A 14,256-nucleotide genomic window follows, 5' to 3' on the forward strand; every position below is an offset into this window, starting at 1 on the left:
ACGTACAACACTGCGCACCACACCTCATATAAATCCACACGGCGTGGCTTGGTGCGCTTGCGCGCTTGTTCCAGGATCGGCAGCACGTGTGCGAACTGCTCCCGGCTCATGTCACTCGGATAGGTCTTTTGGCGCATCCGCATAGTCTGCACTGATCTGCGAAGATCGTGAACAGGTTCTTAGGTTTGGCTGCAGGGCCCTTGCCCGCCCACTATCGCAGGACACTCCGTGAATCCGTCCCTGGAGGCTCTGGCGCGGCATCCATGCCGCTCAAGGTCCCGCGATAGTGAGCGGGCAAGGACCAGTCGAGATGGTCGGTGTGCACAGGTTTCGACAAGCGATCAGAAACAGGCGACGGTGTGTCTTCGCTCTTCAACGAAACCATCAGCAAACGGTCTGCTGCGCTGATTCGTTCTTCAATGAAGGCACCAACCAACTGTCTGGTGCGATGTCCTCACCGCGCAATCAACGACTTTGCGTTTGCTGCAGGGCCCTTGCCCGCCCACCATCGCAGGACACGCCGTGAATCCGTCCCTGGAAGCTCTGGCGCGGCATCCATGCCGCTCAAGGTCCCGCGACGGTGAGCGGACAAGGACCAGTCAAGATGGTCGGTGTGCAGAGTTTTCAATAAAACAGCCAAGCAACTGTCTGGTGAAGGCAACGCGCCCTCGATGCTGCGCGTTTGCTGCAGGGCCCTGCCTACGCCTAAGCCACTATCCCTAGGCAAATCCCGCGCGCACCGCAGGCGTGCACAGCCGCCATGCCACTGCTGCGTGTACGCAGCCGATTGCCACTGCGCCCAGGCCGGTGAGGACCAACGCCATCTGCCGGGTTGCCTGCAAACGTGCCTGCATCTGTGGCCATTCCGGGCTGTGCAGCACATCGGCGGGTAATAGCGTCTGCACGCCGTCGAACAACGGTCCGATCAATGCCAGCCCGCCGAAATTGAGCAGGCCGGTCACCAGCAGCACGATCACGAAACCGACCCTTGCCCATTCGCGCCGCTGCAGCAGCGCCCAGCTCAACCACGCGAAGGCGACCGACAGCACCACGCCGGCGACGGATAACGACAGTGCATGGTCGATCAGCCATTGCCAGGAGTGTGGCAGCGTGATGCCTTCGGGCAGTCCTAACGAGCCTGCATCCGGGGTCAGCGCGATCAGCGCGATCTGCACCAGATTGGCCAGCGCGCTGACCACGCCCAACAACAACGACACCCACGCCAACGGGGTGACGAAGCCGCCGCGCTGCCGTGCCGACGCTGGCTGCACCGTTCTCATTGCAGCGATGCGATGTGCGCCGCCACCATTGCCTGGCCGGGGGGATCCAGCGCAGGCTGCAGTTGCGCGTACCAGCCGGGTACGGCGTCGGCTGGCAGGCACTCGCGCAATAGCGGCGTGCTGCGCTCGAGAAACGCTTCGAGAAACGGCAGCCCGCGGACGTACAGAAAATGGCTGTCGGTGATCGACATGCCGGCATAGGCTTCGCGTAACCATTCCAGGTGCGGCAATGCGTGCGCACCGTGGCCGGCGCGGGTCAGTGCGGTGAGGAAGCTGGTGCGTGCGGTGGCAGGCGAGGTCGATCGCTCCTGCGCGTTGAGATCGTCGAAGGTCAGCAGCCACTGCTCGCCCTGGGCGATCTCGTTGCACATCACCGAGGTGGTTGCCAGCTGCAGCGCGTTGTGTGCGGTGGGCTCCAGCGCGTACAGCGCCAGCCAGTGCGGGTAGGCCTCGCGGTAGCGGTCCAGCGCGCTCAACGACAGGGCGCACAGACGCTGCGCGTCCGCACCCAGGTGCAGCTGCGCCTGCGCAGCGTTGTAGGCACCAACGTGGTCGCCGCGCTGAAACGCAGTCAATGCCGGCTGCAATGCGGGGTCGATCTCGGCCGCCGCCTCCGATGCGTGTTCGGCAGCGACAGGCTCTGCAGCAGGTTCTGTGCGCGGCGTTTTTGCCGCAGCGGTCTTGCGTCCAAACAAACGGTCCCACAGGCCCATCGTGTCTACCTTCCCTGCGCCAATGGTGAGTGGAAGCGCCGCCCTGCCGGCGGCGCACCGGTCACGCGGCGGACCAGTCAAGCGGCGCACGCGATGCGCCAGCGCGTTACCGATCCTGCGCCAAGCTTAGAGCCACTTGTGTAGCGACAGGTGAGTGCGAAGCAACCGGACGGGTACGTGGGGTTGTGTGCGCATTGCGGCCGGGCGTGCGCAACCGCGGCGGTCGATGGTGGGATCGGGAAAAGTTTGCGCACGTGGCCAGGGCTGGTCGTCGCTGCTACGCGTCCGGGGCACTGTGAGCGCTTTGGAGCGGCACGCCTAGATGCGTAGAAAGGCATCAGCGTGGCATCTGCCGACTTTATGCAAACCCGCCATACCCATGTCTCGACGTCGGGGCTGCTGCTGCCAGCTGCCGTGAGGGCAGCATGAGCGCCCGCGCCGCATGTGGCGGTCAAGGCAGAAGACGGAGTCACCTTCTGCCTCCAATACGCGCAAACGGAGTTCTACGCGCGCGGTCAATATCCATTTCAAGACAGCACGCGCAGTTGTCAGCCGTTTACGGCTTCACCTGCTCGTTGAACAGCTTGAAGATGCGCTTGTACTCGTCCAGCCACGAATCGGCACGCGTGAAGCCGTGGCGTTCCAGCGGATATGGCGCCACCTGCCAATTGTCCTTGTGCAGTTCCATCAGCTTCTGGGTCATGTCCACCGAGTCCTTGAAGAACACGTTGTCGTCGATCATGCCGTGCGCGATCAGCAGATGGTCGCGCAAGCCATCGGCGTAGTTGATCGGCGAGGAGGTCTTGTAGGCCTCCGGGTCGAGCTCGGGCGTGTTGAGGATGTTGGAGGTGTATTCGTGGTTGTACTGCATCCAGTCAGCGACCGGGCGCAGCGCCGCACCGGCCTTGAAGGTGCCGGGACTGCGGAACAGCGCCATGTAGGTCATGAAACCGCCGTACGAACCGCCATAGATGCCGGCGCGTGCGCGATCGCCCTGTTTGGTGGCGACCAGCCAGTCCAGGCCGTCCAGATAATCTTCCAGCTCCGGGTGGCCCATGTTGCGGTAGATCGCGGTGCGCCAATCGCGGCCGTAGCCTTCGGAGGCGCGGTAGTCCAGATCCAGCACGATGTAGCCCTGCTGCACCAGCAGGTTGTGGAACATCTGCTCGCGGAAATACGGCGTGTAGCGCTCGGACACATTCTGCAGATACCCGGCGCCGTGCACGAACATCACGATCGGATACTGCTTGCCCGGCTCGGGCGTCTTAGGCCCGTAATACTTGCCCCAGACCGTGCCGGCGCCGTGTTTGGACGGTACCTGCACGTACTGTGGCGCAATCCACGGCTGCGCCTTGAATGCAGGTGTGCGGGTGTCGGTGAGCACGGTGGCCTGGCCACCGGTGGCCGGCACCACGGCAAGTTGCGTCGGCAGATAGCTACCCGAGTAACTCACCAGCAACTGCTGCCCGTTCGGCGACAGGCTGAAGTCTTCCACGCCGTTCAACGCAGTGACTTCGGTGAGCTGATCGTTGCGCAGGTCGAGCTTGCAGACTTCGTAATCGCCCGGCCATTTCTGGTTGCACAGGAAGAACATGCCGCTGCCATCGGCGTTGGGCACCGGCCTCGACACTTCCCACTTGCCGCGCGTGCGCTGGCGCGGGTTGCCGTTGCCTTCCACGGTGTACAGCTGCGAATAGCCGGATTCTTCCGACAGCAGCCACAGCGTGCGGTTGTCCGGCAGCCAACCGAAATCGTTGAAGTCCCAGTTGATCCAGGCGCTATCGCTCAGGCGGTGACGCGGTTGCAGCATGGCGTTGTCCAGGTCCACGCTGGCGATCCAGCGGTCCTTGTTGTCCACCGCACGGATTTCCACCGCCACGTTGCGGCCATCGTCGCTCCAGTGCACCGCAGGGCCGCTGCCGTCGCCATCGCTTTCCACGCGCACCGCGCGGTTGCCCTTGAGTGCATCGCCCTTTGCCGCCTTGCGCAATGCGGCCAGCGGGTCGGTAGCGATGCCGGGGAGTGGATCGAACGACAGCGACTTGGCCGTGCCCGCACTGACATCCACCAGCCACAGTGCGTGCGCCACCGGTGCGTTGCGGCCAACGCGGGTGCGCGTTTCCTGGAATTCTTCGTAACCGGATTCGGTCACGTATCTGGGCATCTTGCCGGCCTGGCCTTCTTCGGCATTCCTGGCCTGGGTCACCACCAGCAGATGTCGACCGTTCGGCGACAACGCACTGTCGACGATCTCCACCTCATCGCCCAGATACACCGGTGCTGCCGCACGCGTGGCATCGGCGCGGCGCCAGGCGTCTTCCTGCATGCGCAGTGCGTCGCGTTGCTCGCGGTCGCGGCGCAAGGTGGCCAGCGTGGCCAGTTGCTGCTCGCGCAGCACATCGGCCTTGGGGGCGGCGTTGGGGTCGCGCTCGGCCTTGACCACCGCCACCTGCGCGGTGCCGCCATCGGCGCGCCAGTGGTACCAGTTGTTGCCCGCGCGCCAGATCGCACCGCCGTCGCTGGCGAACTGCGGACGCGATTCGGTCTCGTTGCTGCGGGTCAGCTGGGTCAGCGCACCGGAGCGCAGATCGCGCAGGAAAATGTCGCCGTTACGCGCGAACAGCATGCGCTGACGGGTTGCGTCGTAACTGGGGTTTGCCGCATCCAGGCCGGCGCGGGCGGTGTCGGCCACACGTGCGGCGGTGCCGCCGCCGGTGTTCTGGCGATAGGTGTCGCGCACCGGGCTGCCATCGCGCTTGAGCAGGTATTGCACCTGTTTGCCGTCCCATTGCCACCAGGCCTGGTCCACCGAGGGCCCGATCCAGTCCGGGTCGGCCATCGCCTGTTCGATGGTGAGCGGGGCGGCAGACTGCGCATGCGCAGTGGCGGCCAGCAGCAGAAGGGTCAACGGCAACAATCTGGGCATCGGGCACGGCTGGACGCAAAGGAGAGCGCGCAAGCCTAGCAGTTCGCCTCCACCGCGGGCTTGGGCCACAGGTCATGCGTGCCTGGCGACGTGCAGCGCAAGGCAGAACCACTCGTTCGAGCTGAGCGGGCGCAGGCATTCGTACGCTGCGCACGGCGCGGCCGCTGGTGACACAGACGTGCGCGGCATCAGGCAGGCGAGGTGCGACAGCGAAAGAATGAAGATCCCAACGTCACTGTGCCGGCGATGCCAAACGCACACGCGTGCTGCTGCAAGCACACAGGTGCAAGCGAGGAACGGCTTGCCGTAAAGCCTGAAACGCAACGCTTGCAGCGATTCAGCACGCTCGCCGTCCGCATTGGAAGAAAACCGGCACCGTGCAACCGCACGGGAAAGATCGTCAACAAGCGCGCTGGTGATTGCCCGCCCGCAGCGGCGCCTGCCGAACTGCCAATAGCGCTCGCCTGCGGCAACCCACGCCCCGTATCGATCGACCCTGCATGCCGCAGAAGGAACCTCCCGACTTGCCAGCAGCGCAGGTGGCGGCCAAGCTAGCGCGCTTTTGCGACTGTCGGTTTCCATGTCCAGCCTGCCTGCTCCCGCTATTTTCCACCCGATGGCCGTTGGTGCGCCCGACCGGCCACTGGCCTGGCGCGCTGGGCAGTCGGTCGATCTGGCCACCTTCATTGCGCACGTGCACGGCCTGGCGCAGCAACTGCCCGAGGGCAGCCATGCGGTGAATCTGTGCGAGGACCGCTACCGTTTCATGGTGGCGTTCTACGCATGCGCGTTGCGCGGGCAGGTGTCGCTGCTGCCGTCTTCGCGCGCACAGGCGGTGGTGGGCGAAGTGCAGGCGCGTCACGCCGATGCGTATTGCTTAGGGGATCTGGCACTGGAGCTGGCGCCACCGCGGTATTGGCAGCTGCCGGCCGAGTTGCCGCAGGCCGACGGCCCGATTCCGCAGCTGGCCGACGATGCGCTGGTGGCGATCGGGTTCACCTCCGGCAGCACCGGCAGCCCGCAACCCAATCCCAAGACCTGGGGCAGTTTCCTGACCAGTACGCGCCAGGATCTGGTTGCGCTGCAAAGCCTGTGGGCGCACACCGATGCAGTGCCGCACGTGGTTGCCACGGTGCCGCCGCAGCACATGTACGGCATGGAGCTGTCGGTGCTGCTGCCGATGGTGACCACGCTGGCGGTGCATGCCGGGCGACCGTTCTTCCCGGACGATGTGGCGCGTGCGCTGGCCGATATTCCCGCACCGCGTGTGTTGGTGACCACGCCGGTGCACCTGCGCGCGTTGGTCGAATCCGGCGTGGCGCTGCCGCCGCTGGTCGGCATCGTGTCGGCCACCGCGCCGCTGGCGCAGGAGATCGCCGCTGCGGCCGAAGCGCGTTTTGGCGGTGAAGTACGCGAGATGTTCGGCTCCACCGAAACCTGCGTGTTCGCCGTGCGTCGCACTGCGCTGGAAGCGGCGTGGACGCCATTGCCCGGCGTGCGCCTGGAAACCCAGGCCGCCGGCACGCTGGTGCATGCGCCGCATCTGGCCACGCCCGTGCTGCTGGCCGACATGATGGACGTGGCCGACGACGGCCGTTTCCAGGTGCGCGGCCGTCAGGCCGATTTGCTGGAAATTGCCGGCAAACGGGCATCGTTGGCCGACCTCACCCGGCGCCTGCTCGCCATCCCCGGCGTGCTCGACGGCACCATCGTGCAGCTGGCGCCGGACGCCGGTCAGGCGGTCGGCCGCATCGCCGCGCTGGTGGTGGCCCCCACCCTGGACGAAGCCCAGGTGCTGGCCGCCCTGCGCGTCAGCGTGGACCCGGTGTTCCTGCCGCGCCGCCTGCGCAAACTCCCCGCGCTGCCGCGCAACGAAACCGGCAAACTGCCGCGCGATGTGGTGCTGGGATTGCTCAACGGCTGAGCGATACTTAGCGGACATCAAGGAGCTGGCGTCACATGCGCAAGGGATTTGCAAACACGTTGCTGATGACTGCTACGGTTTTATTGGTGGTCCTGGCGATGTATCTGATATGGACGCGTCCGCCGCCTGCCGAGCGCGGTAGTGCTGTGGCACCAGTACCAGTCACGTCCATCGCCAGGCAGGCAGCGGAGCCTGGTGCGGTTGTCACGTCTGCTCCATTACCGCCTGTTGATACGCCCCTTCGTCAAGTGTTTGACGAGCTCAGTCGGCGAGCAAAAGCAGGTGATTCGGCCGCCGCGTGCAGGCTAGCAGCCGAGCTCGAACGGTGTGACGGAATCCAGGAGCGGCTGGCCGGCTATGACGACCAGGTATGGCGCTTACAACGCGCCGAAGAGAAAAATGATGTCGAAGTTGCTGACCGGGAAGGCCGAGCGGCGTGGAAGAGAATGCTGGACAGCATGGCCCCCTGGAATAGTGCAGGCAGCAGAACGTTGTGATGGCGTTCGACAAGTCACTGCAGCAGAGCGGGTCGCGTTGTAGCGGCAGAGCGCGCTTTCCGGAAATTCCGGCGCCTTAGCGCATTACGTTGTGGGCAACGCATTCCGGCGGCGAGAGATGTTGGAGGTGCTGCCGGAATTGCAGCGCTATCGGAAAGAAGCAGAATCCCTGGCGCTTGAGGCATCTGCGCAAGAAGACTTACAAACATCGCTTGTACTTGCAGCGGCCTATTCGCCACGTCGTGATACTGGAGAGAATCTCTTCCTCGCTCAAGTGGTCAAAACGGATTTGGCAAGTTCACTGGCGCTTTATCGGCGCGGCATTCAGTTGCTACCCGCAACGGCGACGCCACGGTCGCGTGAGATGATCGAGGCCAACTTGGCCTGGCTGCAGCGGCAAGCAACGCCAGCAGATCTAGCGAGAGCCGATGTGCTTGGCCAACAATGGGCGATGACCTGGGCTGCAAACCCACCCGCCGGCTTAGCCAAGGTGACAGTGAACGAAAACGGCACCGTCACTGCTATAGACCCTGCCCAATGCGCTCAATGACTTACCCATGCACCCCATCGATTTCCACCGCCAGCTCATCGCGGCAGATCACCGCGTGCAGCAACAGCCGCGGAATTGCGTCGCCGAAGCGGGCGTCCAGTGCCTGCGCGACCTTGGGCAGGTCCTCGTGTTCGCGCACATAGACTTTCAGGCGGGTGCCGGCGCCGAACTGCGCGGGCAACGCGGGCGCATGCTGACGCGCGGCGCCAAGCAGCGCATCGAAGTTGGCGAAGGTTTCTTCCAGCTGCGCCAGCAACTGGCCGGTGTGCATCGATGCGTGGCCCACCACCGCGGCCGTGCCTGACAGCAGCAACGGCATATCGCTGCCGGCCGGCGGCAACATGGCGCGCGCAAAACTCGGCGACTGCGGGCCGTATTGGCGCGGGTAGTGGTAAGCGCTGACCTGGCGCGGGTTTTCCAGCGGCGTGCCGGCATCGGCAGCGGCCAGCCAGTAGATCTGGATGATGCGCTCGGCATCGCAACGGCCCACCGCAGTAGCGGCAGGCAGCTGTGCGGTATCGAACGCGCCCAGCCCGCGTGCACGGCCCACGCAGAACTGGCGGTAACGTTCGCGGTCGCCGCTGCCCAGGGTGATGGCGTCCAGGTAATTCCAGATCCGCAGCAGCCGCGGCGTCTGGCTGCCGCTGACGAAGGCGGTGATCTGCGCATACGCCTTGGCGGCAGCGTCTTCGATGTCGACATCCTGCTCGTCGATTTCGATCACGCCGAACTGCAGGTGCCCGTCGCTGGACCAGGCGATGTTGCCCTCACGGCCGCTGCGCACCGGCGCATCGGTGCGCCACACTTCCAGTACGCTGGCCTGATACGGCTGCAACGGCACGCGCAAATAGCGTGGGTCGTGCAGGCGCGGCGCCGCATCGCCAAAGCCGAACACGGCCAGCACCTGCGGGTCGGCCAGCAGCACGGCCGGGTCGGTCTGGTCGACATAGTCGACCTGCAGGCGGGGATGGCGCATGACGTGCGTGGTCTGGGCCTGGGAAGCGGTCATTGAGCGTCTCGTTGTTGCGTGTCGCGTTGCAAGGTGTCGCCGTCGAAGCCGAGCTTGGCCTGGCGCCGGCGGTGGCGCCAGGAGTGCCAGGCGCGCGGCATCATCGACAAGGTGGTGAGCGCGTACAGCGCACGAAAGGCGCGCAGGCGGATGCGCACCTTGGGGCTGTCGAACACATCGCCGGCCAACATCGCCACCACCGCCTGTTCCACCTGCCAGGTGTTCTGCGGCTGCGCGAACAGGGCGCGCATGGTGGGCGAGGTGAAGCGATAGATGAACCACTTGAATTCATCCACGCCGCGGGTCAGTTCGCGTTGCAACGCGCGCTGCAGTTTCGCCTCCGCTTGCGGCGTGCGCAGCGCGGCATCCACCATCGCCGCGCCGCGCTCGGCGCCATGCATGGCCAGAAACACGCCGGAGGAAAACATCGGGTCGACGAAGGTGTAGGCATCGCCCAGCATCAACCAGCGCGGCCCGGCCATGCGCGTGCACTCGTAGGCGTAATTGCCGGTGGCATGCACCGGTGCCACGCGCTCTGCGCCAAGCATGCGTGCGTTGAGCTCCGGATTGAGCGCCAGCGTGCGCATCAAGAAGCCCTCGCTGTCGCCCTTGCGGGTCTTCATGTACTCCGGGTAGCAGACCGCACCCACGCTCATGATGTCGTCGGGCAGCGGGATCAGCCACATCCAGCCGTGTGCATGCCGGTAGATGCTGATGTTGCCGGCATCCTCGCCGGGGCGCCGCGTCACGCCACGGAAGTGGCTGAACAACGCGGCGGATTGATGCTTGGGGTTGGCGCGCTTGAGCTTGAGCCGGGTGCCCAGAAAGGTGTCGCGGCCGCTGGCATCGAGCAGATAGCGCGGGCGGAACTGCTGCATGCCGCCATCCGCCGTGCGTGCCTGCAACACCGGTTGTTCGCCATCGAAGGCCACCTGTTCCACGCTGACCTGTTCGCGCGCATCCACGCCCACCGCACGCGCACGCTTGAACAACACCTGGTCGAATTGCGCACGCGGCACCTGGAAGGCGAAATCGGCCTTGGCATCGAGCGCGTGCGAAAAACGAAAGGTGTTGTAGCCGCCGCTGTCGTTCGGGAAATCCGCGCCGCGCTTGAGCACGCCGATGGCGCGCACCTCTTCGAGCACACCCAGGCGCTCGAGGATCGGCATGTTCATCGGCAGCAGCGATTCGCCGATATGAAAGCGCGGGTGCTGCTCCTTTTCGAGCAGGGTGACGGCCCAGCCGAGCTCGGCAAGCACGATGGCGGCCGCGCAGCCGGCCGGCCCGCCGCCGATGATGAGCACATCCGGACACTCCGGTCCGGGAGCCGGCCCGGCTGCCGGCATGGCGGCCGGGGTGGGGCGAACAGCGGTGGAAATCATCCTGGAACGAACCTGCAGCGGGCGAGCGTCATGCAGTCATGATAGCCTGACCGGCAGCCCGGACAGCTGTGCGGGCCATTGATCCATTTGAACAACGACCGACAACGCGCGCAGCTACCGGCCAGACCGGCGCTGCAGGCGCCCGGAACGCCAGCGACGGCAACGTACACTGCGGTTCGGCGCAACGCCCATCTTATGCCGATGCGCGCGCGATGCCGGTTGCTCGTTCTCACTCTTGTTGCCCGACCCTGACCTGTGGAAACCCTGGATGTCTTCGCAAACCGCTGCCGAACGTGAACTGGCCGAACTCCTGGTCGAAAGCCTGAACCTGGAAGACGTCCAACCCGCCGACATCGATCCGGAGGCGCCGCTGTTCAACACCGGGCTGGGGCTGGATTCGATCGATGCGCTGGAACTGGCGCTGGCGATCAGCAAGCGCTACGGCTTCCAGCTGCGCTCGGACAACGACGAGAACCGTCGCATCTTCGCGTCGCTGCGCGCACTGTCGGCGCATGTCGAAGCCAACAAGACCGTCTGATCTGCCAACTGCAGAACCCGCCGACGCGCCCGCATGGGTGCTGGGGCTGGGCGTACTGCTGGCGGTGGCGTATTCGCCGCTGGCGCATTGGGCCAATGCCAGTCATCGCCCGGAGTTGGCCGTCATTGCCGGCGGCTTGCTGGTGCTGATGGTGTTGATCGAACCGATGGTGGCGCGCCGGGCCTGGGCCTGGGCGCTGGCACTGCTGACGTTTGCCGGACTGGGAGCGCTGTGGCAGTCGCCGTACGCGATGCTGGTGCTGGCCGCACCGCCGGTAGTGTTCACCGGCTGGATCGCCTGGTTCTTCGGGCGCAGCCTGCGGCACGGGCGCACGCCATTGATCACGCGCATTGTCGAAGGGCTGTATCGCCAGGCCGGCATGCCGATCACGCCGGAGCAATACCGCTACACGCGCCGCCTTACGCTGGCCTGGGCGCTGCTGCTGTGCGGCCTGACCCTGGTCAACCTGGTGCTGGGCCTGTGCGCCGAACCCAGCGGCGTGCTGGCGCAGCTGGGTTACGCCTCGCCGCTGCCGATCAGCGACGCGCGCGCCTCGTTATTCGCCAACCTGCTCGCCTACGGTGTGGTGGGCGGCTTCTTCATTGGGGAATATCTAGTGCGCGGCCGCTGGTTTCCACAGCGCCCCTATCGTAATCTGCCAGACTTCTTGCGCCAGATGGCGCGGCTCGGGCCGGACTTCTGGCGCGATCTGCTGCGCTGAGAGCGTGGCCAGGGGCAGCGACGTACGTGCATATTTTCGGGGACAAGACAAAGATGCCGTTGGCAAGGATGCCGTCGCGCCTGGCGTGGGCTGTGTTCAACCTGTTGCAATTGGCGTTCACGCTGGCCTTTACCGCCGGCGGCATCGTCTATGCCCTGGTGCTGCTGGCGATCACGCGCGATGCCGACCGGTTGCTGCGCATGGGCGCCTGGATGTGGGCGCCGGTGCTGTTCCGCGGCGCGGGCGCCACGGTGATCGTGGAAGGGCGCGAGCGGGTCGATTGGTCCAAGAACTATCTGTTCGTGAGCAACCACCAGTCGATCATCGACATCTGCGCGCTGTTCTACGCGCTGCCGGTGCCGCTGCGCTTCTTGCTCAAGGAAGAAATGCTCAAGGTGCCGTTCGTGAACTGGTATGCGCGCGCCACCGGCATGCTGTTTCTGGACCGCGACAGCCGCCGGGCCGGGGCGCTGGTGCGCCGTCAGGCCGCCGCGCTGCTGCGCGAGGGCAAACAGTTGTGTCTGTTTCCGGAAGGCACGCGCAGCCGCACCGGCGCATTATTGCCATTCAAGGCCGGGCTACTGCAGGCCGCTATCGATGCTGGCGTGCAGGTGGTTCCGGTGGCGCTGGACGGCTGCGGCAAGGTGTTGCCGGTCGATGGTGTGTTCAGGGTGCGCCCGGGCATCATTCGCGTACGGATCGGTGCGCCGATCGCGGTGACCGGGCCGGATGCGCCGGATCGCCAACAACTGACCGAGCAGGCACACAAGGCCGTGGCTGCAATGCTTCAACCCAGAATCTGAGTTCTGCGCTTATGGATTTCGTTGTGCCGCATGATCATCCCTGCCTGCCCGGGCACTTCCCGGGTCGCCCCGTGGTGCCTGGCGTGGTCGTGCTCGACCATGTGCTGCAGGCAGTGGAAGCGCTGCATGGCCCGCGCGCTGCGGCACGGCTGCCGCAGGTGAAGTTCGTGCAGCCCTTGCTGCCCGGCCAGACCGCCTCGGTCGTGCTGGAAGGCGATGGCCCGCGCTGGCGCTTCCGCGTGCAGCGTGAGGAGGCACTGCTGGTCAGCGGCGAACTGGTGGCGGAGGCAGCGGCATGAGCAAGCACTGGAAGCAGCGTCCGGAAGGTGGCGGGCGCTTTGCGTTGTGGCTGATCCGCGGCATCGCACGGCACGCCGGGCGTGCGGTGGGGCGCGCGCTGCTGTATCCGATCACGCTGTACTTCCTGCTGGTGCGTGCGCCCGAGCGCGCCGCTTCGCGTGCCTATCTGGCGCGGGTGCTGGGGCGGAAGGCAACGCTGCGCGACGTGGCGCGGCATATCCACACCTTCGCCTCCACCATCCTGGATCGCGTCTACATGCTGTGCGGGCAGATGCAGCGCTTCCGCGTCGACATCACCGGGCTGGATCAGCTGCACACGCAGATGGATCGCGGCCGCGGCGTGCTGATCTTCGGTTCGCACCTGGGCAGCTTCGATGCGCTGCGCGTGCTGGCCACCGAGCGCCCCGACGTGCAGGTCAAGGTGGTGCTGGACAAGGCGCACAACCGCGCCATGACCGAGCTGCTGGGTGCGCTCAACCCGCAGCTGGCCGCCAACATCATCGACGCCGGCATGGATGCGACGTCGATCGTCATGGCGATCAAGGAAGCCACCGATGCCGGTGCGCTGGTGGCGCTGCTGATCGATCGCCCGCGCGAAGGCGACCCGGCGTTGCCGGCGATGTTCCTCGGCCGCAACGCGATGTTCCCGACCTCGCCATGGCTGATCGCCGCTGCGCTCAAGGTGCCGGTGGTGCTGGCATTCGGCCTGTATCGCGGCGGCAATCATTACGAGCTGGCCTTCGAGACCTTCAGCGAAGGCCTGGACGTGCCGCGTCGTCAGCGCGCGCCGGTGCTGGCGGTACTCATGCGCGATTACGCCGCCAGGCTGGAACATTACACCCGCTACGCGCCGTACAACTGGTTCAACTTCTACGATTTCTGGAACACCCACCATGCCGATGTGCCGCACCCTGCCGTGGATGCTGATACTGCTGTTCAGCGCCGCACCGCTATGCGCCGCACCGCCTGAGACGCTGGACGTCGGCCAGGTGCTGCAGCGCCTGGCACGCCCCGCACCGGTCAGTACCGAGTTCGTCGAACTGCGTGGCTCGGCCCTGCTGAAGACACCGTTGCGCGTGCAGGGTCACTACCGGCGCCCGGATGCGCAGACGCTGGTGCGCGAGGTCAGCGCGCCGTATCGCGAGACCACCACGTTGCAAGGCGACGAAGGCGTGCTGGAACGCGAAGGCAAAACGCCGCGACGTTTTTCGTTGAGCCGCGTGCCCGAGCTGGCCGGTTTGAAATCCGGCTTCGGCGCGCTGCTGGCCGGCGACCGCGCGCTGCTGGAGCAGCAGTACCGTGTCAGCGGGCAGGGCCAGCCGCAGGCCTGGCAGTTGACGCTGCAGCCCAAGGACGCCGCCGTGGCCAAGCAGGTGCGCGAACTGCGTCTGTACGGGCGCAACGATGAGCTGCGGTGTATCGAAAGCGTGCCGGCCAAGGGCGACGTGCAGCGCACGCTGCTGGCTGGTGCGGCGCGCGAAGCGGCCAGCGTCACCGATGCCGGCGCGCTGACCACGCTGTGCCACGGTTCGGGCGCGTGACCGCGCGCGGGAGGGTTGCGCCGCTCGTCTGCAGAAAGGTCACAACCTCCGCATCCTGCAGGCGCGTGCTGC

15 protein-coding genes and 1 pseudogene are annotated in these 14,256 nt (G+C 65.7%); 9 read left to right on the forward strand and 7 right to left on the reverse strand.

Translation table 11 applies throughout. The annotated features are described in order from the left end of the window. The 5 genes and pseudogenes from A7D16_RS22265 to A7D16_RS22770 form a co-directional block, all read right to left on the reverse strand. Positions 1–137 (reverse strand): annotated as a pseudogene (locus A7D16_RS22265) (IS5/IS1182 family transposase); the annotation flags it as partial. Positions 138–719: 582 nt separating this feature from the next. Next, complete coding sequence (locus tag A7D16_RS00815) at positions 720–1,280, reverse strand: hypothetical protein (protein ID WP_064628933.1); 561 nt, start codon at positions 1,278–1,280, stop codon at positions 720–722. Beyond that, positions 1,277–1,993 (reverse strand): hypothetical protein, encoded by a 717-nt coding sequence (locus tag A7D16_RS00820; RefSeq protein WP_064628935.1) that lies wholly within the window; start codon positions 1,991–1,993, stop codon positions 1,277–1,279. The genes A7D16_RS00815 and A7D16_RS00820 overlap by 4 nt, the downstream gene beginning before the upstream one ends. 556 nt (positions 1,994–2,549) lie before the next feature. After that, positions 2,550–4,910 (reverse strand): S9 family peptidase, encoded by a 2,361-nt coding sequence (locus tag A7D16_RS00825; RefSeq protein WP_064628937.1) that lies wholly within the window; start codon positions 4,908–4,910, stop codon positions 2,550–2,552. An 81-nt stretch (positions 4,911–4,991) separates the two neighbouring features. After that, a complete protein-coding gene (locus A7D16_RS22770; protein WP_153043098.1) occupies positions 4,992–5,501 on the reverse strand; it encodes a hypothetical protein in 510 nt (169 codons plus the stop codon). Between A7D16_RS22770 and A7D16_RS00830 the strand changes: the two genes are divergently transcribed. The 3 genes from A7D16_RS00830 to A7D16_RS22780 all read left to right on the forward strand — a co-directional run bounded on the left by A7D16_RS00830 (position 5,500) and on the right by A7D16_RS22780 (position 7,890). Further along, positions 5,500–6,843 (forward strand): AMP-binding protein, encoded by a 1,344-nt coding sequence (locus A7D16_RS00830; RefSeq protein ID WP_193395419.1) that lies wholly within the window; start codon positions 5,500–5,502, stop codon positions 6,841–6,843. The genes A7D16_RS22770 and A7D16_RS00830 overlap by 2 nt on opposite strands. 35 nt (positions 6,844–6,878) lie before the next feature. Continuing rightward, positions 6,879–7,340 carry a hypothetical protein gene (locus A7D16_RS22775; protein ID WP_153043099.1) on the forward strand — a complete coding sequence of 154 codons (462 nt, stop codon included), beginning with the start codon at positions 6,879–6,881 and terminating at the stop codon, positions 7,338–7,340. Between the two features lie 118 nt (positions 7,341–7,458). Further along, positions 7,459–7,890: a hypothetical protein gene (locus tag A7D16_RS22780; RefSeq protein WP_153043100.1), complete on the forward strand. Its 432-nt coding sequence runs from the start codon at positions 7,459–7,461 to the stop codon at positions 7,888–7,890. A 1-nt stretch (position 7,891) separates the two neighbouring features. Here the strand turns inward: A7D16_RS22780 and A7D16_RS00835 are convergent, their stop codons facing one another. Both A7D16_RS00835 and A7D16_RS00840 read right to left on the reverse strand, forming a co-directional pair. Next, entirely contained in the window at positions 7,892–8,899 is a 1,008-nt protein-coding gene (locus tag A7D16_RS00835) for a chorismate transformation enzyme, FkbO/Hyg5 family (RefSeq protein ID WP_064628941.1), read from the reverse strand. After that, positions 8,896–10,245: an NAD(P)/FAD-dependent oxidoreductase gene (locus A7D16_RS00840; RefSeq protein WP_064628943.1), complete on the reverse strand. Its 1,350-nt coding sequence runs from the start codon at positions 10,243–10,245 to the stop codon at positions 8,896–8,898. The genes A7D16_RS00835 and A7D16_RS00840 overlap by 4 nt, the downstream gene beginning before the upstream one ends. Positions 10,246–10,549: 304 nt before the next feature. On the opposite strand from A7D16_RS00840, the gene xanC reads away from it, so the two are divergent. The 6 genes from xanC to A7D16_RS00870 all read left to right on the forward strand — a co-directional run bounded on the left by xanC (position 10,550) and on the right by A7D16_RS00870 (position 14,184). Continuing rightward, entirely contained in the window at positions 10,550–10,819 is a 270-nt protein-coding gene (xanC, locus tag A7D16_RS00845) for a xanthomonadin biosynthesis acyl carrier protein XanC (RefSeq protein WP_011260626.1), read from the forward strand. A gap of 37 nt (positions 10,820–10,856) precedes the next feature. Then, a complete protein-coding gene (locus tag A7D16_RS00850; RefSeq protein WP_082925677.1) occupies positions 10,857–11,540 on the forward strand; it encodes a COG4648 family protein in 684 nt (227 codons plus the stop codon). A gap of 53 nt (positions 11,541–11,593) precedes the next feature. After that, on the forward strand, positions 11,594–12,343 hold the full coding sequence (locus tag A7D16_RS00855) for a lysophospholipid acyltransferase family protein (protein ID WP_064628947.1): 750 nt from the start codon (positions 11,594–11,596) through the stop codon (positions 12,341–12,343). 71 nt (positions 12,344–12,414) lie between these two features. After that, the gene (locus A7D16_RS00860; RefSeq protein ID WP_239686919.1) at positions 12,415–12,642 is read left to right on the forward strand and encodes a hypothetical protein; all 228 of its coding nucleotides are present in this window, start codon (positions 12,415–12,417) and stop codon (positions 12,640–12,642) included. Further along, on the forward strand, positions 12,639–13,613 hold the full coding sequence (locus tag A7D16_RS00865) for an LpxL/LpxP family acyltransferase (protein WP_064628951.1): 975 nt from the start codon (positions 12,639–12,641) through the stop codon (positions 13,611–13,613). The genes A7D16_RS00860 and A7D16_RS00865 overlap by 4 nt, the downstream gene beginning before the upstream one ends. Then, a complete protein-coding gene (locus A7D16_RS00870) occupies positions 13,537–14,184 on the forward strand; it encodes a LolA-related protein (protein WP_064629131.1) in 648 nt (215 codons plus the stop codon). Before A7D16_RS00865 ends, A7D16_RS00870 begins: the two co-directional genes overlap by 77 nt. Positions 14,185–14,256 lie beyond the last annotated feature (72 nt).

Origin of the sequence: Xanthomonas nasturtii, assembly GCF_001660815.1 — a bacterium.
Taxonomy (GTDB): domain Bacteria; phylum Pseudomonadota; class Gammaproteobacteria; order Xanthomonadales; family Xanthomonadaceae; genus Xanthomonas; species Xanthomonas nasturtii.

Bases quoted from the DNA above. Each gene is read 5' to 3' on its own strand.
- A7D16_RS00855 (WP_064628947.1), top strand. From the start codon at position 11,594: ATGCCGTTGGCAAGGATGCCGTCGCGCCTGGCGTGGGCTGTGTTCAAC.
- A7D16_RS22775 (WP_153043099.1), top strand. From the start codon at position 6,879: ATGCGCAAGGGATTTGCAAACACGTTGCTGATGACTGCTACGGTTTTA.
- A7D16_RS00830 (WP_193395419.1), top strand. From the start codon at position 5,500: ATGTCCAGCCTGCCTGCTCCCGCTATTTTCCACCCGATGGCCGTTGGT.
- A7D16_RS00865 (WP_064628951.1), top strand. From the start codon at position 12,639: ATGAGCAAGCACTGGAAGCAGCGTCCGGAAGGTGGCGGGCGCTTTGCG.
- A7D16_RS00815 (WP_064628933.1), bottom strand. From the start codon at position 1,280: ATGAGAACGGTGCAGCCAGCGTCGGCACGGCAGCGCGGCGGCTTCGTC.
- A7D16_RS00840 (WP_064628943.1), bottom strand. From the start codon at position 10,245: ATGCCGGCAGCCGGGCCGGCTCCCGGACCGGAGTGTCCGGATGTGCTC.
- A7D16_RS00820 (WP_064628935.1), bottom strand. From the start codon at position 1,993: ATGGGCCTGTGGGACCGTTTGTTTGGACGCAAGACCGCTGCGGCAAAA.
- A7D16_RS22770 (WP_153043098.1), bottom strand. From the start codon at position 5,501: ATGGAAACCGACAGTCGCAAAAGCGCGCTAGCTTGGCCGCCACCTGCG.
- A7D16_RS00835 (WP_064628941.1), bottom strand. From the start codon at position 8,899: ATGACCGCTTCCCAGGCCCAGACCACGCACGTCATGCGCCATCCCCGC.
- xanC (WP_011260626.1), top strand. From the start codon at position 10,550: ATGTCTTCGCAAACCGCTGCCGAACGTGAACTGGCCGAACTCCTGGTC.
- A7D16_RS00870 (WP_064629131.1), top strand. From the start codon at position 13,537: ATGCCGATGTGCCGCACCCTGCCGTGGATGCTGATACTGCTGTTCAGC.
- A7D16_RS22780 (WP_153043100.1), top strand. From the start codon at position 7,459: ATGTTGGAGGTGCTGCCGGAATTGCAGCGCTATCGGAAAGAAGCAGAA.